Raw genomic sequence first — 26,434 nt, 5'->3', positions numbered from 1 at the left:
GCTAATGCCTAATGCCTAATGTTTTTGATCACTGGCTTGCGTTAGAGAAACGCTGAGATGATGACTGCAACTATGCCGCCCGTCGTGCCAATAATGGTTTCCATTACCGTCCAGGTTTGCAGCGTTTGTTTTTCTGACAATCCAAGAAAACGGTTGGCGAGCCAGAAGCCTGAGTCATTAACGTGCGAGAGCACAATCGAACCACCGCCAATGGCAATCGTAATCGCCGCCAATTGAGCACCATCTAAGTTCAATGGTTCAAGTATCGGGATGATAAGGCCGCAAGCCGTTAACATGGCCACGGTTGCTGACCCTTGGATCACGCGCACCGAAGCCGACAAAATAAATGCCAGTATCACAATCGGTAATCCCGAACCTGCCAGCATATTCCCTAACGCATCGCCGACACCCGAATCAATCAGCACTTGCTTGAACACGCCGCCAGCACCGGTGACGAGAATAATGACCCCCGCAGGTTGGAGCGCACTGCTACAGATTTCCATGATGCGGTCATTGGGAATGTTACGTCTCACGCCCAGCACATAAAATGCGATTAAACAGGCAAGCAGAATGGCGGTGAAAGGGTGACCTATCAAGGCGAGCCAATTATGCAGATCGGATTTTTCATCAATAAAGCGCGACACCACCGTCTTCAAACCGATAAGCAGCAGTGGAAAAATCACAATACTGATTGATAACGCGAATGAGGGGATAGGTCCGCCTTCTCGTTCGCCTTTCTCTTGCTGTTCGTGGGCTGGTAGCTCAACATGGACTTTTTGCGAGATGAGACTGGCAAAGAGTGGGCCGCCAAGAATCATCGCAGGAATGGATGCCAATAGACCAAAAACTATCATGTAGCCAAAGTCGGCATTGAGCTGGGAAGCGACCAAAATAGGCCCTGGTGCGGGGATAAGAAACGCCTGACAGGTGGCAATACCCGCGAGCAACGAAATACCAATTTTAACCACGCTGCCACCCCCTTTACGAACCACGGCAAAGGCGATGCCAATCAGCAGCACCACAGCAACGTCAAAGAAGAGGGGTAGCGCACAGATAAAGCCAGTAAAGGTCATCGCCCAGTGGGCTTTGTCGTTACCAAATTTATTCAGCAGTGTATGGGCTATCTGATCTAGTGCACCAGTCTCTTCCATGACGCGACCAAACATCGCCCCCAAAGCGACCACCACCGCCACAAAGCCCAGTGTTCCCCCCATACCTTGTTGAATAGTATTGGTGATATCGGCTGGGTTCATGCCGGAGAAAAGGCCGGCAATGATCGACACCAGTATCAGTGATACCACTGCATGTAATCTCACTTTCATCACTAAGAACAGTAGCAGGGCGATTGAACCCAGCGCTGTCAGAATCAATGACATATCAGACATAAGAGGACTTTTCCTTGTTAGTTAAGTTGTCCACATTTTTGTAGGTTACCGGTAACATGTTACCCGTAATATGATAGAGTGGGAAGTGACTAAATTGGAGAATTGGCATGAGGTTAACAAAGTGACTGAGAGAAAAAAAGGCAATAGCTATGTGTTCATGGGCGTCTCTAGTTGTGGCAAATCTTCGATTGGTGCCGCGGTCGCAAAGGCGTTAGAGACGAAATTTATCGATGGTGATGACCTGCATCCTAGAGCCAATATTATCAAGATGAAATCTGGCTCACCGCTTAACGATAGTGATCGGGCTCCTTGGCTTGAGCGCATCAACGATGCTGTGTATAGCATTGAACAAAAAGGTGAACAGGGGGTGATTGTCTGCTCTGCGCTGCGTCGTCAGTATCGTGACTTAATCCGTCAGAACAACAGTAAGCTGGTGTTTATTCATCTATATGGTGATTTTGAATTAGTCAAAGAACGCATGTTTGCCAGAAAAGCCCACTTCATGCCGATTGAGCTACTTAAGAGTCAGTTCGATACGCTGGAGATGCCCGCGACCGATGAAGCTGACGTTATCCAAGTTAGCATAGATGGCACTTTCGAAGAGGTGGTACAGCGCTGTATTCAGGCGATAAATGGCGAAGCATAAGCATAAGTTGGTCATTGGAGCTTAACGCGCGGCTTGGCTGCCTTATCATGATGTTGCAGATTAGCCTTTAAAGCGAAGGGGTAACTGAACGACAGTCGTCATTAATTAGTGCCGCCAAAGGTCGAAGCAAATCTGGAGCTAGCCGCTCGACATTGAAAAAAAACCACTCCAGAAATTGACTCGGAGTGGCGTAGAGATAATGGTAAGCCTGCGGTACCATCCAATGAGTGTTACGGCGAGCGTTTGTAGACGAAACGTGCGCCGCACCTCAGCCTCAAATAAGCTCACGCATATAGAGCGATGACGCGAGCTGCTTGTCCTGCAAAACATGTTTCAATTCAACATGTGACTAAAACAGCCACTGAAGACTGTTATTAAAAACAGTCCCGCTAAATATGACCAAGGAATGCCAAAGTTGAATGAGCGCTTTAGCCACCTTGGTCAAATTCCCTTGAGCCTTAAAAGAAGTAATTAATCCCGACTGCGAAGCTGTTGTCTTCCTGGGCCTCGAGCGCGGTATCATCCATATCACTGAAATCTAACTTCATTTCGGCAAACATCACGGTATCGTTGCTATAGCGATAGTGCAGACCCAGCATGGCAAATTGGCGGGTCCAATTACCTTGGATGGGCGTAGTTGCATCTGTGTCTAAATCTAAATAACTGAGCACGACCATAGGCACAAAACCGTTGTCGAATTGATAGGCCGTCATCAACTCGGCACCAGTGGCGTCGTAGAGATCACCATTGACCAGTTCATTACTCTTACTTTGGTGAGCGTTAAAACCCACATAAAGACCGCTGGCTTCGCGTCCTTCTGCATAGTGATAGTAGTCACCGTACATGGCACCAATGCCAATAATTTCATTGGTCTCATCGACTTGGGTATTACCTAAGTGGCCTTCAAAATCACCGCGGTTAAAGCCTGCGAGTAGCTTGAATTTGTCGGTTGCCGCATAGGTGATGCTGGCGCCGTAACTGCTGTCGAAACTCAACTCAGAGTTACTCATTTCGCTGCCGTCATCATTTTTTAAGCTGACATCGCCATTGGTTTTGGCGGCATATTGCAAGGCGATTTGCACTGGGCCGACACTATTGCGGTAAATAAAGGCGGAGTCGGCACGGCCAGTGCCAGTGAGGCCGCCATCGCCAAAGGTGTAAGCACCAACGCTGTAACCTGCGAAAACGTTGGGTAAATCTGTGGTGCCGGCGACATCGTAATAGGCGCCCCATTGTTTACCGAAGCTCAAACTCCCCCAGACATCGTGGGACATGCCGACATAACCTAAGCGGTTATAGAGAAAATCATCGGTCTTTTCGGCAGCGAGTTTGCCCCCTTGCATCACTAGGCCATCGTCGCTGGAGACCATATTGATCCCCCATTCTGTGGTGGCGAAGGCGGTCCAGCCGTTTCTCTCACTGCGCTCGAAGCTAAATCTTAAGCGTGATGAATCGTCGATAACCGAGGTATCGTGGCTGTCATTCAGGGCGGCAAACCCCAACCAACCGGTTAAATCTAATGTGTTTTTTTGATCTTTATAAAGCTCAACCGCCTGACTGCTGGTGGCCGTTAATAGCATAGGTAACACTAAGGCGAGACAAGTCTTATTCATAAATCCCCCGATAATGAGCAAGTATTCTCCAGGGGATCATAGGCTTAACCTATGATCCCTGAGTAACCGTTCTTTTAGATGGTGTAATTAATCGTTTTCGATAATGCGCTAGCCGGATTTAGGCTGGACGCGTATCGGCAACGGGTGCTTTGTTTGAGATCACGCCGAAGATAGTCCAACCGAAGAAGGTGGCCATGGCGCCAAGCATTACAGCGGTTTCACCTGAGCTATACAGGGCATAGAAGCTATATAAGGCGCCGATCACGGCAATCACGTTGGCAATACGGGCTTTATTAACCGGTACTTTTTGCTGTCTTTGCATTATGCCAAGGGCGGCCATCGATAGGATGTAAGGCACAATGTTGGTGACGACGGCGAGGTTAACGAGTGCTTCGAACTGTTTGCTCAGTGATGGGCTAATAGTCATCAGAGATAAAACGGTTTGAATACAAACGATAATGGTCATACCCCAAATTGGCGCATCGGCTTTACTGACTTTAGAGAAGATTTTAGGGAAGAATCCTTCATCTGCAGAGGCTTTAAACACTTGGGCAATAGTGAACTGCCAACCTAGCAGCGAGCCAGTACAAGAGATAATGGCGCAGGCCATCACGATTTTACCGACCACAGGGTTAAACATCTGCGCGAAGGCTAAACCGAAGGGCGCGTTTGACATGGCAAGTTCGGCGTTTGGCACAATACCGGCAATGACGTTAGTAGAGACGATATAAATTACCGCCGCGCCTAAAGTACCGCCCATTACTGCGATAGGGACGTTTTTCTCTGGATTATCGACGGCTTCTGAGTTGGCACAGGCCGATTCTAAACCAAGGAATGCCCACAAAGTCATCGCGATAGAACCGCCTAACGCTTTGAAGAATGGCATATCATGCGGGTTCCATGCACCTTTGTAGAGGTCGATGTCGAACCAGAACCAACCAATTAACGACACGCCAATCACGGGTAGAATAATCCCCCACACAGTCACGCTACTCACACGACCTGTGATACGGGCACCACCGAAGTTAGCAATCGTTGCCAGCCAAAGCACGCCAACGGTTGCAAGACAAATGGCCATTGGGCTTAGGTTTACATCAAGCAGCACGGCGGCATAACCCACGGCCGAGATCGCAATGGCGACGTTGGCGATGAGCAGCGAAACGGCATAGGTGTAGTTAGCCATAAAGTTGCCAGAGCGGCCGAAGGCATATTCGGCATAACCGCCCATACCACCGGATTTCTTACTGAACATACCGCACTTGGCAAAAGCGTAGGCGAGGGCAGTTGAGCCCGCCGCCGTGACTAACCAAGATAAAATCGAAATAGTACCGACTTGAGCTAATTGGGTTGGCAGCATAATAATGCCCGAACCCATCATGTTGACTATGGTGATAATAGTTAATTGGACGACGCCAATTTTATTTTCTGATTTACTCATACTAATAACCTAATGTAGGTGACTTATTATAGGGAGTATGAAATTGACTGCAGAGCGGGGTTAATAAACTCTGCAGTCAGTCTTCATTATTTATTTAGTACATAGCCCATTGCTTGAATTTTGCCGTCAGGGGTGTTTTCGAGATAAACACCTTGTAGTTCTGGCGAGAATCCAGGTAATAAGTTGATACCTTCTTCGAGAGCTTGGAAATAACGTTGAACAGAGCCACCCCATATTTCACCTGGTACCATACATAGCACACCTGGTGGGTAAGGAAGTGCGCCTTCTGCAGCAATTCTTCCCTCAATTTGTGATAGCGGGACTAATTCGACTTTGCCACGAATAAATTCTAGGTTTGCTTCCTGTGGATCCATGACTTTGGTTGGGAAATACGCTTTACGGAACATTTCTTTCTGCAGTTGTTTTACGTCATGGCTGACATAAAGATTGTGCATTTCTTGGCAGAGTTGGCGGATGGTATAGTCTTGATAACGCGCTTTATTCGCGTTATAGACGTTAGGTAAAACTTCAGATAATGGCGCATCTTCATCGACTAATTTCTCGAATCGAGATATTTGCGAGACCAGATGTTGCATCTTGGCCATATCTTCCGCAGGCGTCATCAGGAATAAAATCGAATTTAAGTCGCACTTCTCAGGAATAATATTATTTTCCCGTAAGAAGTTAGCCAGAATAGTCGCTGGAATACCAAAGTCGGTATATTTACCGGTTTCTACATCTATGCCTGGTGTTGTTAATAGGAACTTACAAGGGTCAACGAAGTATTGGCCTTTGTCATAACCTTCGAAGGAGTGCCATTTCTGACCAGGTTCGAATTCGAAGAAACGTAAGTCATCGGCCATTTGCTCAGTTTCATAGTCTTGCCATAGGCGGCCATCTATCATGGTTGGCACGAATGGCTTGATATATTTACACTTTTTCAGCAGTAGCTTACGTGCTTCGATGCCGGCTTTTACCGCTTCGCGCCACAGGTAACGACCGCTTGCGCCTTCATGCATTTTCGCGTTCACATCTAGCGCCGCAAATAGAGGATAGAAGGGGCTGGTAGAAGCATGCATCATAAAGGCGTTGTTGAAGCGTTTATGGTTGCAATATCTATCTTGTCCTTTGATATGTTTATCTTTTTTATGGATTTGCGATGTTTGCGAGAAGCCCGCCTGCTGTTTATGCACCGACTGAGTCACGATAATGCCAGGATCTTCAGCGGTCAGTTCGAGCAAGAGTGGCGAGCAGTCATTCATCATAGGGATGAACTGTTCGTAACCGACCCAAGCCGAGTCGAATAAGACGTAATCACACAGATGACCAATTTTATCAATTACTTGGCGAGCATTGTAGATGGTGCCGTCATAAGTGCCGAGTTGGATAATCGCTAAACGGAAGGGGCGTTTTTCATCGGCTCTTTCTGGGGCGACTTCGCGAATTTGATCTCTTAAATAGGACTCTTGGAAGCAATGAGCGTCGATACCACCAATAAATCCGAAGGGATTACGCGCGGTTTCTAAATAAACTGGTGTTGCACCAGCTTGGATTAACGCGCCATGGTGGTTTGATTTGTGGTTATTGCGGTCGAATAATACCAGGTCACCTTTAGCAAGCAGCGCATTGGTCGCCACTTTATTTGAAGATGAAGTCCCGTTAAGTACAAAGTAGGTTTTATCGGCATTAAAGACTTTGGCAGCATATTTCTGCGCTGCCAGTGGCGCGCCTTCATGGATCAATAAATCACCCAATTTGACGTCGGCATTACACATATCGGCGCGGAAAATCGTTTCGCCAAAAAAGTCGAAGAACTGACGACCCACAGGATGTTTACGGAAGAATTGTCCGCCTTGGTGACCTGGACAAGCAAAGGTGGAATTACCCATCTCAACGTACTTTTTCAGTGTGCCGAAGAAAGGAGGTAATAGCGCTTGCTCATATTTATCGACCGCAGTTTCAACCTGTTTTCCGTAGAAGTCAGTGTTATCGCCGCAGAGTTCAAATACCCCAGTAATAGATGAGCAAACATCGTCTGGGAAAGTTTCTTCGCAGCAAACTGAAACGAAAATAGGGAGTTTCAATCCGGTGTTTTTAATCTTCTCAACAATACCATTTCTAACATCATCAACAGAGACTACAGCCGCGCCCACATCGCAAAAATCTGTGGTTAATACATTGACGACTTCTCTGTCGATATCGAAACAAGATCTAACAGATAAGCTAGCGGCTACTTTTAATGATTTCATAGTTAATTTCCCTTTTACTTTTTAAAAAATAGATACAAGTGTGCCTATACCTAATTAAAAACATTAATGGCATAAAAATTAGATATAGCTATTCCGTGCGCAGATTAGATGTGGTTATGCCAATGTCGCGAAATAAATAAAAGTTAAAATATATTTATTGGGCGTGCAAATAGCTTAGCCGCAGTAAAACTGCACTGATAAAAGAATGCTTTGATAGTGACGCAAGTTAATAAACCAAAAAAAGACAGTACATTAAGTGTTTGCAAAAATTAGAGCAATAGCACTTTAGACCTGTTCGTTGGCCTACTACCTGCGCTGAGATTAGCGGAGGAAGATAAAGGAGTGATCGAAATAGTCACGTTGACTAGGCATCATGATATGCCGCGTGCGCCGGATATGCGCCATGATTTTAGATTTCCTCTTCATATACGACTCCATTATGACTTAGAGAAAACAGTTAGGTTTTATTACGTAGTGAAGTTTATATGCGAGTTATAAATAAAATCATGACCTATGTCTTACTTTTTAATAATTGGCACTTAAATTTAACTTATTTAATCGATATTAAACTGAGTCAATCATACTTAAGTATCTTTATCTAAATTATGAAAGTAAATATTGTCAATGTTATTTAAATGATGATTTTTGCATAAAACATCTTATTATTTTTTTCTGATTTTAATTAAAGGGCTGTAGTAATAAGCTTCTTGATTTATACCGCACGACGAACTTGAATGGTTATGCATAAATTCTCTTTACAAAATCACATGCATGCTGAAAAATTGCAAAAATGACAGTTTTTTTCTCACATTTGAGCATTTGGGGTAGAAAGTTGCCGTTTCTGGGCAGATGTGATCTTTTGGATTGACGTAGATTAGTCAGGTCGAAACATCAATGGGAGATAGACATGAATAAATGGTGGCTAGGGGCGAGTTTAGTATTGGGCTTATTTGGACAGGCACATGCTATGACGTTAACGAGCAAAGATATGAGCGAGGGCAATAAACTCACATCGCAATTAGTATTTAATGGTTTCGGTTGCCAAGGTGAAAACATTTCGCCGCAACTGACTTGGACTGACATACCTGCGGGGACGAAAGCGTTTGCGGTGACGGCTTATGATCCTGATGCGCCAACGGGCAGCGGTTGGTGGCACTGGGCGGTATATAACTTACCCGTAGCGCAAACATCATTGGCGCAAGGCGCGGGCTCGCATGCTGATGCACTGCCCAAAGGCGCTATTGCTTTGAAGAACGACTTCGGCACCACTGACTTTGGTGGCGCTTGTCCGCCCGAAGGTCATGGCGTACACAGGTATGAATTCACTGTGTGGGCATTGCCCAGTGCATTAGATCTGCCAAAGGACGCTAGCCCTGCATTATTAGGCTTTATGCTCAGAGCACAAGCCTTAGGTAGCGCCAAGTTGACTGCGGTATATAACCGATAATCCATTGATAATTAGGCTGGTGTCATGATCCGTTTGTTTGAATATGATTCGAAGCAGGCACAATCTTTATCTCAAGTACCTGTGCACCAGCCGTCGATTATTCGGGTTATGCATGGGGAAAAGTCTTTACTCTGGCAAGATGAATCCGTTTTGGTGGGCCAAGGTCAGTTACTGTTAATTCCTGCGGGTTCGCATATCAGCTTTGTGAATCGGCCTTTTCTTGGGCGCTATCGGGCGGTACAGTTATTACTCCCCCACGATTTGCCCCAAGGCATTTTATCGAGCATGGCCGATTGGCGCGATCCTATGCCAGTCCAAAACGTATCGCGCGCGGTGGACTTAGCTTGGAATGCGTTATTACAGAGTTTGAGCTTGTCTCTGGCTGATTCTGTTCAGCTGCATTATCTGGCTGCGTTACTGCTCAGTTTGCCTGATAAACGCAGTGTGAACTGGTTGTATGGCCACACGCAACGCAGCGTGACTCAAGCGGCCTTGGCTTTGATGAGCGTGAGTCCTTCGGCGCCATGGCAGCAGGAGGAGATTGCCGACAAGTTACACATGAGCACGGCCAGCCTTAGGCGTAAATTGGCGTTAGAAGACACCAGTTTTAGGCCGTTGTTAGTCGAAGTCCGGCTGAGCCATGGTTTGGCCATGCTGCAAAACTCGGGCGAGCCATTACTACAAGTGGCCTTAGCCTGTGGTTATCAATCGGCGGAAAAGTTTTCCTTACGTTTTAAGCAACAATTTGGCCTGACCCCTGCGGCTTATCGTCGTACACTGTGAGGAGGAATAGATTGATACTCAAACAATCTCAAGCTGCAGGAGCGATATAATGGCGGATGAGCAATTTACCGACAGCGGATTTTGGAACAAGGTTAAACTCTTTAGCCGTCAGGCGGGCAGGGAAGTGATCGAGCGTGCCCTGTGGCTTTATTATGCGGCGCAGCAGCCGAATACGCCTAAATGGGCCAAGTCTGTCATCTTCGGTGCCTTGGCGTATTTTATTTCTCCCTTAGATGCGATCCCCGATCTCACACCTTTAGTGGGTTTTACCGATGACTTAGGTGCCCTTGCCGCAGCTTTGACTATGGTGACCTTATATATCGATGACGAAGTGAAATCCCTCGCGGCGGATAAACTGGCGCTCTGGTTTGGCGATAAACCGACGGAACCTAAGGTTTAAGCCTAATGGGCGCGACAAGACCTAAGTGATGCTAAATTGCGCTAAAAATATGATTTTATTAGGAGTCGTTGATTTGGTTTTTACTTAGATTTTCTGGGGTAAAAATATTTTTTTGCAAACGTTTCACTATTGCTTGATTGCGCTATATGCTAGCGCTGTTTTGTAAGCCCCTTGTGTTTGTTTAGGCAGATAAATGAAAAATATTATGGTAGTGATCCTATGGTTTTTAGGTGTCTCTGCCGCTACCCCCGCGTTTGCCGATGAGGCCTCTCCGGAACAACTCGCCCGTCTTTATCTCGATTTTATGGCGCAGAATAGTCGCCAGAGCGAAGCTTTGTGGCCGGGTTTTCGCCTCGAAGATAAAGTGCACCTCTTTAGTTATGGCGGCAACGTCTGGCTGCGTCAGCCCGGTGGCGAAATCATTCAAGATAATAGTGTCTTAGAGTCAGTCAACCTGCAGTCTGGTTTGTCTGTTAATTTCGGTTTTCCGCAATATCAAGGTCAGCCAGGGGTATTAATCCAACTCGAAGCGCCGAACATCCAATTCACTTCCGACACTAAGCCCACGGATTTAGCCTTTTTAATCTGGGCCAGTAATGGTCTGCATGAAGCTTTCCATTTTTATGCGCAATCCGAATGGCGAGTATTAGAAGAGGGCAGGCGTTACGAGGGCGAAGTGTTTCCGCTCAGCCTCGATGCCCGTTATTACCGTTTACAGTTGTTTGATGCCTTAATGGCGGCGCTGGCACAACCCGAGCAGCAGTCATTACACTTGAGCCATGCGGCCTATTGGTTGCAGCAATGGCGTCAAATTGCGCCAAACGAGGATAGAGTCGGTTACATCAACGACCTCGTCGAAGGCAGCGCTAAGTATGTGGAATTGGCCGCTGGCGCACGTATCTTAAGCCAAAATCAAACCTTACTCGGTTATCAGCAAATACTGACCCAATATGTGCACGACTATTACCAGCAGAGGAAAATGTTGGGTGGTTGGACGGCTGAGGCGGAAAACATCGGCGCCTTGGCGGGCATATTGTTGGATAGCACTCAAGATCCTTATGTGTGGAAAGAGTCCGTCATGTCGGGCATGTTACCGCTAGATTTACTGTTAAATCGCGTGAAACCAGTGCCGCCCGTAGAAAGAAAAGACAATAAACAGAAGAAGCCGTTACAGGAAATGCTGGCGTATTATCTCGCCACTCAAGCGAAATTGTCGCAGCTATTATTGAATGCGCAGGACGTTAGAGTACCGTTATTGGTGATGCCGAGCGTGAGCGATAGCAGTAGTTTTATTGATGTGGGTGATGTGCGGTCTGGTTTTTATGTTGTGCCGTACCAAGATGAAATGACGCAAGCCTATCTAGGGATGAGCACGCAATTTAGTAACTTGTCAGTGAGTGGCAGTCCATTACTCGATGTTCCTGTACAAAATTATTGTGAGGGCATTGAGGCTGCAACTCTGTTACCTTTGGCATTCCCCTTTCAGCGTGAGGGTCAGTATCTGGTATTCAATGAAGCAGAAGTCCATGGAACTATTAGGGTTTCTGCGAGTGTTGTTGATGGAAGAACCCTCTACTGTGCGATGAATTAATAATGAGAAAAAATCAGCTCGAATTTACCTACATGCGTGGCATTGCGATTATCTTTATCGTGCTTGGACACAGTATTTACAACTCTGGAGAAGGTTTCCCGCTGTTATTGGAAAACCTATTACGCGGTGGCACGGCCTTGTTCGTGTTTATCTCGGGATACTTTTTCCATCGTATTTTTTATAAGGATTTCGACTACAGCAAGTTCATGAAGAACAAAGTACAGAACGTACTTTATCCTTTTTTAGTCGTCTCTCTGATCGGTTTATTCTGTTTGTGTTTGCGCTGGATTTTTATGGAGCACCAGTCGCTCGACAAACTCTTGCTGAGTATTTTTTACACCATACGTAACGGTTATATCCTGTATCCGCATTGGTATATTCCATTCATCATGGCGGTGTTTTTATTTTCGCCAATATTTTTGTGGTTTATCCGTTGCTCACAGCAGATGCGTTGGACGCTATTTGTACTGAGTTGTGTGGTGGCTATTCTGCTGCATAGACCCATAGGTAACGTCAATTTCATCCACTCAGTGGTGTATTTTATGCCTTTCTATTTGATTGGTATTTTATATTCGCAAGATGAACATATTGTGACGCGCTTTGGTTCTATCTTTACTGCCCTCGCGATGATTTTTTTAGTGGTGAGCTTAGTCGAGCAAACTTATATAGTGCAGCATATTGGTAACTACCATAAGGCTCCGTTTGAATATAACGGCATCGATTGGCAGTTTATTCAAAAACTCTGTTTATGTGTGTTAGTGCTGAATTTCTGCGAATGGTTGTCGGGGCGCAGTCGATTGCCTTGGTTAGTGGAAGTGGCTGAGATGAGTTTTGCGATTTTCTTTATTCATCCGCTGTTCGACATGATGTTTAACGCCACCGCGACCTTAATGCGTTACCGTTTACCGCCGGGATCTTGGATCACTAGCGTGCTCTTCTCCGCGGGGATTTTTATCTTCCTGATGATGGGCAGTATTATTACGGCTCGCTTTATTAAGAAGCGTCTCGGTAACCGTTCACGCACGTATATCGGCTGGTAATCACTTGGCTTATCATCACTAACACTAGGGAAAATTCAGTTTGAATTTATTTCCTAGTGTTAGGGTGTTTTTCATCTAAAAAATGGAGAACATGATGAAGTCCAAAATTGCCCTACAGAGTCTCGCGCTCGCCAGTTTGTCTTCGATTGCCTTACCATCTATAGCGGCTCAAGTTGAGCCCTTATCCACTGAGACGCAGAATGCTTTCTTCGCGCAAATTGCCGCCCATTGTGGCCAAGCTTTTGCGGGCAAAGTGGTTTCGGGTGACACTGCGGACTCGGCCTTTAGCGGTAAGTCTTTAATTATGCACGTGCGCGAATGCAGCGACACTGAGCTTAAGATCCCGTTCCATGTCGGTGATGACCATTCACGTACTTGGGTGCTGACTAAGACGCAGCAAGGACTTAAGTTGAAACACGACCATCGCCATCAAGATGGCAGCGAAGATGCTGTGACTATGTATGGCGGCGATACCATGAATGATGGGACAGTGCTGAAACAATCGTTCCCCATTGATCGAGAATCTATCGACAACTTCGTTAAGAATGGGCTCACTCAGTCGATCACGAATGTGTGGCACATGGAAATTACGCCAACAACGTTTAGCTATCAACTTACGCGCGAAAACCGCGATTTCAAAGTCGATTTTGATCTCACTCAACCTGTTGTATTACCGCCAAAACCTTGGGGGCATGAGTAGTTTAGCTGGGCCTATAATTGGGCTGATGTTGCTATAATCTGATGTATTTCACTTTATTCTATGTATTTCATTTGTGATTTGCTTTCAGCAGAAACCTTTGCTGAAAGCATGCTTTGACATTCTCTATCCGGCTCCTTATCAGCATTGCGGAATTACTTATTATCGTATGAGTATCGACTCTGATACTATTTCTATCTAAACCTAGACATGAACTTATCAGTCCAAAACATGATAGAACTCGATTCTCCAACGCTAATCATCGCACAAGCTATTGTTCAATGGCTGCTTGCAATATTACTGATGGCTGAGAGGGGAATGGATAAAGGGACAAAATACTGGGTTATTGCACTGTTTATTCACGGGATTGCTAACTTACTGCTGTTTTCTCGTCCTTATTTACCTCCCGTTGTTGCGGTTATTTTTTATAATTTTTGCGTCACTACTGCGTTTTCATTCAGTTATCTGGCGTTTGCTCGCTTAGTGGGTAAACAAGCGCCGCTTTGGCTCGTTTTATTCCCCATATTCGTGATGATCCTGACTATGTCTATTTATATTGATGACATAGCCATGCGAGTTATTTTTGCAAGTATTATTACGGGTACTCAATTTATCTTAATGGCATTTATTTTAACGAGAGGCAATTGGTCTGGAAGTGAAAAGCTAAAGGGCTGGTTGATGTATTCTACTGGCTTATTCGGGTTAGGCTTTATCGTAAGAGCCTTATTTTGTTATGTAAAACCAGAATTATTTATTCATTTAGTCGCCAAAAGTTCTTTTCAGAGTGGTTTAGTGATTGCTGGAATGATTTATATCATTTTCAGCACGGTTGTCATTCTGTTAGTTAGATTGGATAGATTAAATAAAGAGTTATCCACATTAGCTTCGCAGGATAGTTTGACGGGTTTATTTAACCGAAGGGCTTTTATGCATAATGCGACGAGTATCATCGCCAGTGAAAACTTTCCCGTTAGTGTGCTTATGTTAGATCTTGATAATTTTAAGAAAATTAATGACGTACACGGACATAATGTCGGCGATACTGTGCTTAAGCTTTGTGCTGATGCTTTGCAAGATGGACTAAAGCAATATGGCATTATTGGCCGTTTCGGTGGCGAAGAGTTCGCCGCCATTTTACCCAGAGCGGATAGCGAACAAGCATTAGCTGTATCCGAAAAACTTCGATTAGCTATTGAAACAATTAATGTAAATCCAGATATACGGTTATCAATTAGTATTGGTGTGGCGACGTCTAGTAGTGTTTCGAGTATTGAGCCTTTGCTTATTCGGGCCGATAAGGCTTTGTATGAGGCTAAATCTAAAGGTCGCAATCAGGTAATTCATGCAGATCTGTTAGCACTTAATTAGTTTTTTATTCAATGGCTTATTTATTCTGTTATTTCATGTATTCAGCCTTTATATGACCAAGTCACTTGGGAACAAGCTAAAAGTGGTTTGAAACATTGTTTACTTTTATCTTTAAATCATAACGTTATAAAAGACCTAACAAAAAAACGGCGAGCACTAAGGCTCGCCGTTTGATTTAACCGTTTAATGGTTCGTATTAGTTAGCTTTAGGCTCGAAGCTAAAAGCTTGACCCGCAAGGGCTGCTTCAAACATCAAACCGCCTTTCGCTGCAGTAAATACCGCCATGCCGTTAATGTAAGAGCCACTTGCTGAGCGATTGCCACCCGATTGGCCTGCGCCTGCTGAGTTGCCTGTGGTTCCCGCTTGAGCACTTGCGCCCATGTTGATGGCAACCGCCGAGGCTTGGGCATCAAACTCGAAACTACCGCTCGTGAAGGCTTCATAGGATTTAGCATCTTTAAAGAAGATGATCTCGCTGTAGGCTTGCCCACCTAATTGAAAACCGATGGATAATTGAGTCAGGCTCGAATCACCCATATAAACACCGCCTTGATAGACTCGGCCCTTACCATAGGCTGCGCCAATGCCTATGCCGCCTTTACCCACAGTCGGGAATAACGCATAGCCATAGGCTGTGTCGAAAAACTTACTGGTTTCTTTCGCTTTTTGGAAATTGACTACCGCCTGATCATAGCTTTCATCTGCATGTGCAGTAGGCGCCGCAAATAGGCTCACGATAAGGCATGTCGATGCCGCAATGGCAGTTAAAAATGATTTCATGGTAACGCCTCTTCAAGTCTTCAGTTGATCCAGACTAGCCTTTATCGACACAAATGACAGCCCAAAGTGACTCCTGTGTCAGCTTAGGTTCAGTGTTCGACTCAATGGTTGGAGTGATATTGATGGTGATTATTGGAGTGTGGTTTCGCCAATTAGTTCTTAGGTGGTGAAGAAGCTTGGGGTTTTTCTGCGTCGTCCTGCTGAATTTGATGTAAGAATTCATACTCCTCAGGGGTGAGCACATTTTCAATCGCGATCGGGCGTGGCTGTGGTTGGGGTTTAGCCAGGCGACCTTTTAGGTAGGCAGATCGGGTGATTTGTTTCAGGCCGTATACGGCCAACATATACATGCTCAGCAGTAAGGTGAGTCTTGGTAACGCATGCGATAGCAACGATAAGTTATCACCAAGATAGAAGGGCAAAATCACCACAAACACGCGGATCAACCAGTTCAACAACATGGCTAAAGTCAAACCTATCAGCCACCGAAACCGAATGGTACCGAGCGCCTCTTGGGTTAATGTGGCATCACTTTGATTGCGTTTATGCCGACGAAACAGCACCCACAGTGCGATAAAGTAACAACAGGTTTGTATTGATAGCAGTGCGGGCAGTATGGCGCCCCATTGGCTAATGCTAATTTCCTTCAGCATTTGGGCTAAAGGTTGCCACTCCCCGTTGGGATGTGCGCTTAATCTTAGGGCGATATCTAAAATGGCGAAAACTAAGGTGAATGCCGACGGCCAGTAATGTTTTGAAAATCCTAGTGGTTTATGGGTCGGAACTAAACTGCGTTTGCAATAGAGATAGAGCAAGGGCATAAGCAAAAAATAGATAGGGTTAATCAGGTTGAATAGAATATGGATCGGAATTGGACTGTTATCGCGGTTCAACAAACCCGTTAGGAAGTACAGGGCGATGAGACTTAAGAAAGCGGCGAGGAGTTTTTGGTTACCGTCTGGGTGATAAAAATAGCGAATATAAATAGCTAACGCGAGGCAATGTACGCCTCCGAATAACGACAACCACCAGTAAGCTTGAGCGAAAAAAGTATTAAAATCGTTCATATGCGATACCTCGAGCCCTGTTATATCAGGGAAATCGGCTTGGTAAAAGTATCGCCGTTAGTTTTTCTGCAGGCAGGCTATGCGCCGATGACGATTTGAAGCCGCCTCGGGCACAGCGCTGGGAACGGGAATGCGTTCCGCGAGTAAGTGTTTGATTGCACGAATAGGATGCGGTAACAGCATCCTAGGACCGGAGAAGATCATGATCTCTTTGACGATTTGTTTTTGCGCTGGTTTGTAGCAATGTACTGGGCATTTATTGCAGGTGGGTTTGCTTTGTCCGTAGGGGCAGCGATCTAGGCGCGTTGCGGCATAATCCAATAACTCAATGCAATCTGCGCATAGGCCTGTCGCGTCTTGGCCTTGGTGTTTCGCCTTGCAATAAATCGTCACCATAGCGGCAATGGTCTGGTGTTCGTACAGGAGTTTGCCCGTAAGCAGTGTGGCTGTGCCCATTGGAATACCTTAGCTTGTCACTCGGATATCCCATCATAGGCAGTGAAATTGGCGCTGACAAAACGAAAGCGCCAATTTATGAAGGTGCGCACAAAATGGGGCTTTAAACAATCCTGCCATCTTAGCATCCGCACCTAAAAGTAAACCTTAGATATGCATCACTTTGTCGGCAGCCAGTGTCCAGCGAGTTAAATCTTGTAGCGTACCTATGTGCGCGCCTTCGATGATCATTTCCGCCGTGACGCCTCGCGCTTGAGTGCAGGTCTTACAAAGCAGGATAGGCACTTGCTGCGCTGAGAGGATCTCGAACATCTGTTGTAGGTTATAGCTTAAGTCGGGTGTGGTTTGATTTTTGAGTGCGCCAAACACGGCATCAGACATGAGAAAGAGTTTAAGATCGACGGCTTGTTCATCCTGATCCTTCAGTGCTAATGCGATGCGTAGGCTGTTAAATAGCTTTTCTGTCCCGTAGGGGCTAGCGTGGGCCACGATGAGAATACTTTGCATCAGGTTTTCCTTATATTTGTCGTAAACTGGGCGATTGGGGTGATAAGGCAATACGGTTGCGTCAGTCTAGCGCAATTGGCTATAACTATTTGAGCGCAAGATCGTATAAAAAGGCATAAATACTTGATTTACACCGACACAATGGACTTTAATAGCGGTTAATCTCTGCTCAATTTTTAGCTAGACTCGGTTGCCATGGACACTGTCCTAATGGATTTTGGCAAACCAATTGACACGGCTTCTGACGAGAAGCGGCCATCAAAGGTGAACAAGAATGAAGATCATAGTCGTATTTATACTAATTGCTGTCGGGGTGTTTTTATTTCTTCGCGCGCAGCGATTGGCGAAAGAAGAACAAGAGGCGATGAAACCTAAATCGACCACGGTAAAACCTGTTGTTCCTACCGAAGAGGCACCTATTTCCTCCGCTGCTGAACCCGAGCGCGTAGAGCCTGAACCAGTTGAGCAAGCTGAGGACGCTCGCGTGGTGGAAGTGGAGCCTGTCATCGAAGTTGAAGCCGAATTGATGCCCCGTGAGACCAATGAGCCGGCGAACATTTCGGTGGAGCTAGACACAGATATCATCGAAGTCGATATTCCTGCGGCCCATAATGAAGAGGCGGTGATCATTTTAGGCACCACGCCAACAGATGAACAAGCTGACGTTAAGACTGAAGCTGAGCCAGCATCGAGCACGCGTTCAGAGGTCGGTGCGCCAGGGGCTTGGGCGAATGTAACCTTAGTTCGTGCCTTTGAAGAATATCAAGGGGCAACGTCAGCCAGTGCTCGCTATACCGCGCTGCAAAATATGGTCGCAGAGTGCTACAAGCAGCGTAAATCGGCGGATTATCTTAACTATGGCGCTCAGTTAGCTGAAGAATATGTCGCACTGTTCCAAGCGGCTAGCGCCGAGCAAGGCAAAGATACTGAGCTTAAGTCTTCCGGTTTCTTGCATTTAGCCACCTTGCTAAATGATACCCAAGCCTTCGATGCCGCCATTGTCATTTGTCGTAAAGCATTAGAGCTTGGGCTGAGCGATGGCACTGTCACTGGCTTTGAGGGCCGGATCAATCGGATTGAGAAAGCACAGGCTAAAGCAACTACGGCTTAACACTTTGGTTGGGAGCGCTTAGCGGGTAAACCCTTAAACGAAAAGCGGTTATTTCCCTCGTCTAAGCAGTGTAGAATCCCTACTAACTGAATGCGCAAAAGGCGAACTAAGGTTCGCTTTTTTTATGGGCTTGATAGGGGAAAAATGAAACTAAGCTACGCCTTACCGAATATCTTATTCGGGCTTGGATTATTGCTACTCAGTGGCTGTACTAAAACCCCAGAATGGACCCTATTTTATTATCCCGATGCGAGTGCCATTCCGGTGACGCCTTTGCAGGCTGAGGATATTAATGGCTACTACGACACCTTAGCGCAATGCCAGAGCAAGGCCCACGGCATGCAGCGTCTAAGCAGCTCTGGCGTGAGTGGCTTTGGCCTTGGTGTGTATCAATGTGGGCACCTATGTGAGTTCGACGATAAGTCGGTGCTGGTTTGCAAGACCATGAGCCAATAGGTGGACAAGATGAAGTTTAAACAGGATTTTTTTACGCAGTTACCTGAGTTTTACTCGCAAGTGTACCCGCAAGGTATAACTAAGCCTGAATGGCTGGCATGGAGTGATGACGCTGCGCAATTGATTGGCTTGAGCCAACCCACAGATGAGCTGTTATTGGGCTTGTCTGGCAATGCCGCCGTCGATGGCGCAACTTACTATGCTCAAGTGTATAGCGGCCACCAATTTGGCGGTTACACGCCGCGCTTAGGGGATGGACGCTCGATCATTTTAGGTGAAGCGATTGGCCCAAATGGCGCATGGGATGTCGCCCTTAAAGGCGGCGGTCCGACGCCTTATTCGCGCCGTGGTGATGGCCGCGCTGTGATGCGCTCTGCCGTGCGTGAGTTTTTAGTCTCTGAGGCGCTGCATCATTTACATGTGCCGACGACCCGTGCCTTGGCGGTGATTGGCTCTGACCTACCCGTATGGCGTGAGAGCCAAGAAACCGCAGCCATTACCGTGCGTTTAGCTCGCAGCCATATTCGTTTCGGCCATTTCGAGTTTTTCTGCCACAGTGAACGCGGCCGTGCCGATAAGCTGATTCAATTACTCAACTTCACTATTACTCAGCATTATCCCCATTTGAGTTGTGATGCCGCAGGCTATAAAGCGTGGTTTTTACAGGTAGTGCAAGATACCGCCAAGATGATTGCCCACTGGCAGGCGGTCGGTTTTGCCCATGGCGTGATGAACACAGACAATATGTCGATTCTGGGTGACAGTTTTGACTTCGGCCCCTTTGCGTTCCTCGATACATTCCAAGAGGATTTTATCTGTAATCATTCGGATCCCGAAGGTCGCTATGCCTTTGGACAGCAGCCGGGTGTCGGTTTGTGGAACTTGCAACGCTTAGCGCAGGCGCTCACACCTGTGATCCCATCCGATGACTTAATTGCGATTCTTAATCAATACCAAGAGGCGCTAGTGCAGCCTTATTTGCGCTTGATGCGGGCGAAATTAGGTCTCTCTGCAGTTGATGTCCCGTCGGTAGAGCAGGACAAACAGGATCTCGACCTCATAGGTCGATTCACTGTGCTGATGGAGAAGAATCAGCTTGATTACACTCAGACTTGGCGCCAATTAGGCAAGTTAGATCCGACCAGCAAACACAGTGCGCTACGGGATGACTTTATTGATGTCAGTCAGTTTGATACTTGGTATCAAGCCTACCAACAACGATTGGGCGCAGTAGCGGATATCCCAGCGTGGCAAACTGAGCGCAATAGTGTGAATCCCAAATATATTTTGCGTAACTATTTAGCCCAAGAGGCGATAATCGCGGTGGAAGAGGGTAATCTTGCGCCGCTGCATTTGCTGCAAAAAATCTTAACTCAGCCCTTTGCCGAACACGCAGAGCATGAAGACTTGGCCAAGCGTCCACCGGACTGGGGCCAAGGTTTGATCATGTCATGTAGTAGTTGATTGGATAACAAGCATGAAATTACCAAGCACGCATTTAAAAGCTATTAGCTTAGATACCATAAGCTTAGATAGAAGCGCCTTAAGTTTAGCGGTCAGTGCGGATATCGATTTTGATCGTTTCGCCGACTTTGCCGAACCCTTAGCCGCGGCGCTTGATTGCACTGTGCGCGAGCGTCAGTGGGGCGCCGACAGGCATCAATGGTTATTAGAATTTGAAGGCAGCCAGTTATGGCTCAATTATGAGTTTTACGGCAACATTTGCTGGCTGTCGACCGAACGAGAAGCCGATTTTGAGGTGCTAGAATACTTAGCCACTTTGCTGCAACCTCACCTAAGAGTGAACTGAATATGAGTCAGAATATGACGCCACCAACCACGAGTTCTAGCGGCGCTGAGTTCCATTTTCAAGCCCTAACACCGGATTTGATCTTAGATGCGATCGAAAGTCTGGGCGTGTACCCGGAAACAGGCTTGCTTGCGCTGAACAGCTACGAGAACCGCGTCTATCAGTTCCGCAGCGATCAAGGGCTGCGTTATGTGGTGAAATTCTATCGCCCCGACCGTTGGAGCGACGCGCAGATCCAAGAGGAACATGATTATGCGCTCGCACTTGCGGCAGAAGATATCCCGATTGCCGTGCCTGTGATCATCGAAGGTCATACGTTACACAAGTACCAAGGCTATCGATTTACCTTGTTTCCTTCATTAGGTGGCCGCGCCTTTGAAGTCGATAATTTAGAACAGCTGGAATTAGTGGGTCGATTCATCGGTCGTATACATCAGTACGCGGCGCAAACTGTATTTGCTGAACGTGAACCGCTGAATCCGCAGATTTTAGGCGCCGAGCCGCTCTCGTGGTTAAAGCAATCTAATCTAGTGCCTAACAGCCTACGCTTACCGTTTTTTACCGTCGTTGAGCAAGTGTTGGCTAAGGCGAATGCGATTTGGGATCGCCAAGATTTTGCGGCCATTCGTTTGCATGGCGATTTACACCCAGGCAATATTTTGTGGACGCCAGACGGTCCCGGATTCGTCGATTTAGACGATGCGCGTATGGGGCCAGCGATTCAAGATTTATGGATGATGTTAACAGGTGATAGAGCGCAGCAGTTGATGCAGCTTGAGATATTGCTCGAAGCCTATGAAGAGTTTTGTGAGTTTGATACCAGGCAGTTAGCCTTGATTGAACCGCTGCGGGCGCTGCGTATGGTGCACTACAACGCGTGGATTGGTCGTCGCTGGGACGATCCTGCTTTCCCGATGAACTTCCCTTGGTTTGGGGATGAAAAATATTGGGAACAGCAGATCTTGGCATTTAAGGAGCAACTTTTTGCCCTTGGCGAGCCACCACTGAGCCTAGTGCCTTATTAGTATTGAGCAAAATATGATGTCACAGACGTATCTTGTGACATTAGATTGAACTCTTCAGCTTGAGTTACACTCAAAAAATGGAATATGTTAGTCTCCAGCCAATTTATCAAAAATGATTTAAGGAATGTTCATGAAAAAAGTATTACTTATGGCCGCGGCTTTGTTACTGGCGCCACTGGCTGTATCGGCTGTGGAATACCAAGAAGGTGTGCACTACACAGTGATTAATGATGGCCCTGCAACCGCTAAGCCAGAGATCACTGAGTTTTTCTCTTTCTATTGCCCACACTGCTTTAATTTCTCTAAAACAGTTGTGCCAAAAATTCTCGCAGAAAAGCCAGAAGGCGTAGCGTTTAACCAAGCACACGTTGATTTTATTGGTAAAGAAATGGGCGTTGAAATGTCACGCGCATTTGCTGTTGCACATCAGTTAAATGTCGATGAAAAAATGGATGCGGCGTTATTTTCTGCCATTCATGAGAAAAAAGAACACTTCACTAGCCTTGCCGATATTCGTGCCCTTTTCGTGGCTAACGGTGTCGATGGTAAAACCTTCGATGCGGCGGCAGAATCTTTCATGGTGAAGGCGCAAATGGCGAAAATGAAGCGTGATACTGAAAACGCTAAGCTGACAGGCGTACCTGCTCTTGTCGTTAACGGTAAGTATCGTGTTGAGACTGGCGCGATTAAATCCTACGACGAACTGTTAGATATCGCTTTCTACTTAACCAAAAAATAGTTTTATGGCGTTATCACATCACTGTCATGCGGGTTTGTGATAATGCTGAATATACTGAGTTTGAAAGGAGCCTGAGGGCTCCTTTTTTATTGCGGTACGGCGCAGACTAGGCGATTTTGAGGTTAGTCGCTTGAACTTATTGAATAAAAGTGAGGCAAAAAAAAGGCAAAAAAAACCGTACTTCTCGTAAAAGAAAGTACGGACTTGAGCCAGAGGACTCATTTTTACCCTGAGTAACGCTGTTAATTTAGCAGAGCGTCAAAAAAATGGCAAGTGACATTATTATGGCGCTTTGTTTATTTGGGTTACAGCGTGGCAAATTGATAAGTTAACTAAATCAGATGATTAACTGTTTTTGGCAATAAATTATGAAAAAAAGCACGCTAACGATGAAACTCAAGTGGTAAAGCTTCTGTCAAACAACTGTAATCAATAACAACAAGAATGCTTGTAGGTGGTCATATGAGAGTTTTTCCTGTCTACGCACCTAAGCTTATCGTTAAGCATGCGCGTATTTTTCTCACTGGTGTTATTTGGGTTAAAGACTTAGGACGATTGGAATTTGAGAAGGGACGGTTTTTGCTGCCAAGAAAAAGCCTGCCAAAAGTGAAGCAGGCTATTTTAGAATTGAACGAACTGATCGAAGCGCAGCATCATCAAACAAAGGCTGTTTAGATTTCGCTGTTTAACAAGCCAACAAGGCCAGTCACTTTTTCGTTCCAAGAAGTGAGTTCTTCTTGTAGTTGCTGGTTTTGCGCATTCAATTGTTGATTGTGCTCACTCAGCGTAGACGCTTTTTGCTTCTCTTCTTCAAGCTCCATTTTTAGAAGCTCGATAGTTTCGAGTGCAGCCTGGATTTTGGTTTCCAGTTTGGACAGTAATTCAAGGCTCATCTGGAGAGTCCTATGGTTTCTGGATGGGACTGTGATTCTAGCAGTGCCTAGAACTTAAGGAATAGCGATTCTTGTCGTTTGGTCAAAAAACACCCTATTACTGGGTTCTAAATTAAGTTTTTTTGCATTTGTTATTAACTCGTTAGTATTCTTGGTTTTATTTTTTATCGGAATGGTCCATGTCGCCTAGTCTGCTCGCCATACTCCCGCTACTGTTGACCTTAACCTTAGCCCTGTTTTTACGTCGTACACTGGTGGCGTTAGGCGTCGGCATCGTCTCTGGCGCGCTATTGATCGCCCAATTTGACCCGCTGCAAACTGGGCGGTATTTGCTTGATATCGGTGTTAAACAATTTTATGCCCAAGGCGCGTGGCAAGCGTGGCACCTCAATGTGCTATTGGCCATGTTGCTGCTAGGTAGTATGACGCAATTGTTAGCACGTGGCGGCGCCGTGGGTCAGTTTGGTGATTGGCTTTATAGCCGTATCCGCACTGAACGTCAGGCGCGTCTGGGAGTGGTTTTCCTCGGTTGGTTAGTGTTCATTGATGGGATTTTCAGTTGCCTTGCCGTCGGTCATGTTTGTCAGCCATTGAAGCGTTATGGCATTCGCCATGAGCAGCTCGCTTATCTGGTCGATTCCAATGCCTCGCCCCTGTGCGCGCTATTGCCTTTCTCCAGTTGGGGCCCCTATGTGATGGCACTTATTGCGGGGATCAGCTTTTTGCCAGTGTCGCCGCTGGAAGCCTTTATAGATGTGGCCTTATTTAACTTTTACGCCATAGTGACCTTAGGTTTGTCCGTGCTTGTTGCTTGGTATGGCGTGGGTTTTCGCTCTTTTGTCGCCCCAACTGAGGTCAAATCCTCTAATGCGGTCGAGGCCAAGGGTAATCCTTGGCTGCTCGCAATCCCTATGCTGACTCTATTATTGGCTTCGGTGGGACTAACTTTGTGGTCGGGGGCTCAGCAGGTCTCGTCTTGGGATGTGTCACTCTGGCTGGCTAAGGCTGATATTGGTGCCTCTATGCGCGACGCTTGTTTGTTGGCGACCTTGGTCACACTGATTATGTTGAGCTTGTCTGGGCGACGTTTAACGGCGTTAGTGGGGGACTTGAGCCACGGTGTGCGTATAATCGCTTTCGCCATTGCGATTTTGCTCTGTACTTGGATGATTGGCGCTGTGATCCAAGATCTTGGCGTGGCGAAATTGTTAGCTGCTTGGGCTAAGTCTTATCTTTCTCCACACTTGCTGGTGGCGGGCATGTTTTTACTCTGCGCGATTATGGCTTTTGCGACGGGTTCAAGCTGGGGAACATTTGCGATTATGATCCCGATTGGCGCTGAGATTGCCCATAATTTAGATCCTCATCTGTTATTGCCTGTATTGAGCGCTGTGATGGCGGGATCAGTTTTTGGCGATCACTGCTCGCCCATCTCAGATACCAGCGTGCTCAGTGCGACCAGTTCAGGTTGCGCTCCCCATGATCATGTGGTGACTCAGTTGCCTTTCGCGTTAATCGCGGCGTGCTCGGCATTGGTTGGATTCCAATTAGTGAATTTAGCTGTGGCGACGCCGTTAGTGTGGTTGGCCGTGGTGAGCTGTGGTCTCGGTTTTTTTGCCTTGATGGCACGTTTCTACTCGCCTTGGCCTAACTTAGCGGCGCAGACATAACGCCTGTTTATCGTTAAAATGGCCTATTCGGTTTGAGTGAAACCCTTTATTTCAATGTACTGATTTAAGAGATATCAATATGAGCATTACCCGTTTAGACGTTGGCACCCGCATGAGCAGCATAGTCATTCACCAAGGTACTGTGTATCTGTGTGGCCAAGTGGCGAAGGATAAGTATCAAGATATCATTGAGCAAACCGTCACTATGCTGGAGGAAGTCGATACCTTGTTGGCGCAGGCGGGGAGTTCGCGTGAGCATGTATTGTCAGCGACTATCTATCTGAAAGACATGGGTGATTACGATGCGATGAATGCCGTATGGGATGCTTGGGTGCCTAAAGGCCATGCGCCAGCCCGCGCTTGCGTGCAAGCTGCTATTGCTGAGCCGGAATATTTGGTTGAAGTGTCTGTGATAGCGGCGGTCGCGGTTTAAGCGCGGAGCTATTTTTCGCCCTGTGTAGAATCCTGTCACCGAGTGTCATGACTCGGTGAAGCTTTTCCGCAATACACCTCGCTATCTAAACCTGCATTATTCATCACGTTCACTCTCTTCTAGCTAAATCTTTCAGCTTTAACCTAATAAGTATTCCATTAAATGTTTAGGCACAAGCGGTGGATGATCCACATATTGCATTGAGAGTGCCGCGGCGATCGCATCAATATTCTGTTGCGCTAAGCCCTGTTCGATAATGGCAAACGCCCAAGGAGCCTCAGTTTTGAGCTTTAGGTAATAAGGCGTGTTGATAAATTGTGCGAGTGAGTAAGCCGCGCCACCTAAACCATGCCCCCAACCATCGCTAACCTGAAAGGGTCTATCAAGATGCGCCGTATCAAACTCAATCAGCTGGGGATATTGGCCATTATGCCCACCGGTCCAGTGACCGATTTCAACCGCTAACATCATCTTTGCCATGTGTTGTCCTCGCTAACCTTGTTTAGTGGCAATCTGCATCCTGCCAAATTCAGCATTCACATCGACAGGCGTGATAGCGACGATATGGTCTAGCCTAAGGGATTGTTTATTTTGTTGCTGCTGGATAACAAGCCACTCGGTTTTGTCGGCCCTTGTCTCTGTGGTGATGGCTTGGCCTTGGCACTGCGTGCCATCAATCAACTCAATCTTGAGCTGATAACCGCGCAGGCAGGCAAGTTCGAGGTAATCGTAGTGCTCACAGGGGATCATCTTATAGTCAGACATAGGTTTATCTCATCGGGAGTTCGACCCCATTGTGGCAAAAATACTTGCCATTGGCATTATGTGT

Annotated in this window: 29 protein-coding genes; 17 read left to right on the top strand and 12 right to left on the bottom strand. The window is 46.4% G+C overall.

The genetic code is table 11. The features are described 5' to 3' along the window. Positions 1-41: 41 nt before the first annotated feature. Entirely contained in the window at positions 42-1,385 is a 1,344-nt protein-coding gene (gene gntU, locus FW758_RS13885) for a gluconate transporter (RefSeq protein WP_006083518.1), read from the bottom strand. A 70-nt stretch (positions 1,386-1,455) separates the two neighbouring features. Here gntU and FW758_RS13880 point away from each other — a divergent pair, with 70 nt between their 5' ends. Next, entirely contained in the window at positions 1,456-2,031 is a 576-nt protein-coding gene (locus FW758_RS13880) for a gluconokinase (protein WP_446445695.1), read from the top strand. A 458-nt stretch (positions 2,032-2,489) separates the two neighbouring features. Here the strand turns inward: FW758_RS13880 and FW758_RS13875 are convergent, their stop codons facing one another. From FW758_RS13875 to speFL, 4 genes are all read right to left on the bottom strand, one after another. After that, on the bottom strand, positions 2,490-3,644 hold the full coding sequence (locus tag FW758_RS13875) for a porin (protein WP_012588781.1): 1,155 nt from the start codon (positions 3,642-3,644) through the stop codon (positions 2,490-2,492). Between the two features lie 118 nt (positions 3,645-3,762). Continuing rightward, on the bottom strand, positions 3,763-5,082 hold the full coding sequence (gene potE, locus FW758_RS13870) for a putrescine-ornithine antiporter (RefSeq protein ID WP_071940644.1): 1,320 nt from the start codon (positions 5,080-5,082) through the stop codon (positions 3,763-3,765). Between the two features lie 86 nt (positions 5,083-5,168). Beyond that, positions 5,169-7,331, bottom strand: coding sequence for an ornithine decarboxylase SpeF (gene speF / locus FW758_RS13865; protein WP_446445694.1), 2,163 nt, complete (start codon positions 7,329-7,331; stop codon positions 5,169-5,171). Positions 7,332-7,652: 321 nt separating this feature from the next. Further along, the gene (gene speFL / locus FW758_RS13860) at positions 7,653-7,736 is read right to left on the bottom strand and encodes a leader peptide SpeFL (protein ID WP_224022194.1); all 84 of its coding nucleotides are present in this window, start codon (positions 7,734-7,736) and stop codon (positions 7,653-7,655) included. A 502-nt stretch (positions 7,737-8,238) separates the two neighbouring features. Between speFL and FW758_RS13855 the strand changes: the two genes are divergently transcribed. The 7 genes from FW758_RS13855 to FW758_RS13825 all read left to right on the top strand — a co-directional run bounded on the left by FW758_RS13855 (position 8,239) and on the right by FW758_RS13825 (position 14,657). Further along, positions 8,239-8,778, top strand: coding sequence for a YbhB/YbcL family Raf kinase inhibitor-like protein (locus tag FW758_RS13855; protein ID WP_259506479.1), 540 nt, complete (start codon positions 8,239-8,241; stop codon positions 8,776-8,778). A 24-nt stretch (positions 8,779-8,802) separates the two neighbouring features. Beyond that, entirely contained in the window at positions 8,803-9,561 is a 759-nt protein-coding gene (locus FW758_RS13850) for a helix-turn-helix transcriptional regulator (protein ID WP_446445693.1), read from the top strand. Between the two features lie 49 nt (positions 9,562-9,610). Then, on the top strand, positions 9,611-9,961 hold the full coding sequence (locus tag FW758_RS13845) for a YkvA family protein (RefSeq protein WP_006083509.1): 351 nt from the start codon (positions 9,611-9,613) through the stop codon (positions 9,959-9,961). Between the two features lie 193 nt (positions 9,962-10,154). After that, positions 10,155-11,552, top strand: coding sequence for a hypothetical protein (locus FW758_RS13840; RefSeq protein WP_446445692.1), 1,398 nt, complete (start codon positions 10,155-10,157; stop codon positions 11,550-11,552). 2 nt (positions 11,553-11,554) lie between these two features. Next, the gene (locus FW758_RS13835) at positions 11,555-12,592 is read left to right on the top strand and encodes an acyltransferase family protein (RefSeq protein WP_106649133.1); all 1,038 of its coding nucleotides are present in this window, start codon (positions 11,555-11,557) and stop codon (positions 12,590-12,592) included. A 94-nt stretch (positions 12,593-12,686) separates the two neighbouring features. Then, positions 12,687-13,292: a hypothetical protein gene (locus FW758_RS13830; RefSeq protein ID WP_446445711.1), complete on the top strand. Its 606-nt coding sequence runs from the start codon at positions 12,687-12,689 to the stop codon at positions 13,290-13,292. Between the two features lie 228 nt (positions 13,293-13,520). After that, complete coding sequence (locus tag FW758_RS13825; RefSeq protein WP_446445691.1) at positions 13,521-14,657, top strand: GGDEF domain-containing protein; 1,137 nt, start codon at positions 13,521-13,523, stop codon at positions 14,655-14,657. Between the two features lie 196 nt (positions 14,658-14,853). Here FW758_RS13825 and FW758_RS13820 read toward each other — a convergent pair whose 3' ends face one another. From FW758_RS13820 to FW758_RS13805, 4 genes are all read right to left on the bottom strand, one after another. Then, on the bottom strand, positions 14,854-15,438 hold the full coding sequence (locus FW758_RS13820; protein ID WP_006083498.1) for a YSC84-related protein: 585 nt from the start codon (positions 15,436-15,438) through the stop codon (positions 14,854-14,856). 152 nt (positions 15,439-15,590) lie between these two features. After that, positions 15,591-16,505 carry a hypothetical protein gene (locus FW758_RS13815; protein WP_012588776.1) on the bottom strand — a complete coding sequence of 305 codons (915 nt, stop codon included), beginning with the start codon at positions 16,503-16,505 and terminating at the stop codon, positions 15,591-15,593. Between the two features lie 57 nt (positions 16,506-16,562). After that, positions 16,563-16,961, bottom strand: coding sequence for a nitrous oxide-stimulated promoter family protein (locus FW758_RS13810; protein WP_259586145.1), 399 nt, complete (start codon positions 16,959-16,961; stop codon positions 16,563-16,565). Between the two features lie 147 nt (positions 16,962-17,108). Further along, positions 17,109-17,468, bottom strand: coding sequence for a DsrE/DsrF/TusD sulfur relay family protein (locus tag FW758_RS13805; protein ID WP_446445690.1), 360 nt, complete (start codon positions 17,466-17,468; stop codon positions 17,109-17,111). Positions 17,469-17,742: 274 nt separating this feature from the next. On the opposite strand from FW758_RS13805, the gene FW758_RS13800 reads away from it, so the two are divergent. The 7 genes from FW758_RS13800 to FW758_RS13770 all read left to right on the top strand — a co-directional run bounded on the left by FW758_RS13800 (position 17,743) and on the right by FW758_RS13770 (position 23,284). Further along, entirely contained in the window at positions 17,743-18,579 is an 837-nt protein-coding gene (locus FW758_RS13800) for a hypothetical protein (RefSeq protein WP_446445689.1), read from the top strand. A 144-nt stretch (positions 18,580-18,723) separates the two neighbouring features. Then, positions 18,724-19,035 carry a hypothetical protein gene (locus tag FW758_RS13795; protein WP_259214608.1) on the top strand — a complete coding sequence of 104 codons (312 nt, stop codon included), beginning with the start codon at positions 18,724-18,726 and terminating at the stop codon, positions 19,033-19,035. A 9-nt stretch (positions 19,036-19,044) separates the two neighbouring features. After that, complete coding sequence (locus FW758_RS13790; protein ID WP_012588772.1) at positions 19,045-20,499, top strand: protein adenylyltransferase SelO; 1,455 nt, start codon at positions 19,045-19,047, stop codon at positions 20,497-20,499. Positions 20,500-20,512: 13 nt separating this feature from the next. Then, entirely contained in the window at positions 20,513-20,845 is a 333-nt protein-coding gene (locus FW758_RS13785; protein ID WP_006083491.1) for a DUF3630 family protein, read from the top strand. A 2-nt stretch (positions 20,846-20,847) separates the two neighbouring features. Further along, entirely contained in the window at positions 20,848-21,870 is a 1,023-nt protein-coding gene (locus tag FW758_RS13780) for a serine/threonine protein kinase (RefSeq protein WP_446445688.1), read from the top strand. Positions 21,871-22,000: 130 nt separating this feature from the next. Then, entirely contained in the window at positions 22,001-22,609 is a 609-nt protein-coding gene (locus FW758_RS13775) for a thiol:disulfide interchange protein DsbA/DsbL (RefSeq protein WP_220776584.1), read from the top strand. A gap of 462 nt (positions 22,610-23,071) precedes the next feature. After that, positions 23,072-23,284, top strand: a complete 213-nt coding sequence (locus tag FW758_RS13770) for a DUF1107 domain-containing protein (RefSeq protein WP_106649149.1) — start codon at positions 23,072-23,074, stop codon at positions 23,282-23,284. Here FW758_RS13770 and FW758_RS13765 read toward each other — a convergent pair. Beyond that, on the bottom strand, positions 23,281-23,502 hold the full coding sequence (locus FW758_RS13765; protein WP_006083484.1) for a cell division protein ZapB: 222 nt from the start codon (positions 23,500-23,502) through the stop codon (positions 23,281-23,283). The genes FW758_RS13770 and FW758_RS13765 overlap by 4 nt on opposite strands. Before the next feature lie 179 nt (positions 23,503-23,681). On the opposite strand from FW758_RS13765, the gene FW758_RS13760 reads away from it, so the two are divergent. Then, a complete protein-coding gene (locus tag FW758_RS13760; protein ID WP_446445687.1) occupies positions 23,682-25,172 on the top strand; it encodes a Na+/H+ antiporter NhaC family protein in 1,491 nt (496 codons plus the stop codon). A gap of 79 nt (positions 25,173-25,251) precedes the next feature. Continuing rightward, positions 25,252-25,605, top strand: a complete 354-nt coding sequence (locus FW758_RS13755; protein ID WP_446445686.1) for a RidA family protein — start codon at positions 25,252-25,254, stop codon at positions 25,603-25,605. Positions 25,606-25,743: 138 nt separating this feature from the next. Here the strand turns inward: FW758_RS13755 and FW758_RS13750 are convergent, their stop codons facing one another. Continuing rightward, positions 25,744-26,085 carry a hypothetical protein gene (locus FW758_RS13750; RefSeq protein ID WP_446445685.1) on the bottom strand — a complete coding sequence of 114 codons (342 nt, stop codon included), beginning with the start codon at positions 26,083-26,085 and terminating at the stop codon, positions 25,744-25,746. Between the two features lie 12 nt (positions 26,086-26,097). Beyond that, the gene (locus tag FW758_RS13745) at positions 26,098-26,370 is read right to left on the bottom strand and encodes a Rho-binding antiterminator (protein ID WP_446445684.1); all 273 of its coding nucleotides are present in this window, start codon (positions 26,368-26,370) and stop codon (positions 26,098-26,100) included. Positions 26,371-26,434 lie beyond the last annotated feature (64 nt).

It is taken from the genome of Shewanella sp. 1180_01 (genome assembly GCF_052850535.1).
This window is presented reverse-complemented; position numbering and strand designations above follow the sequence as displayed.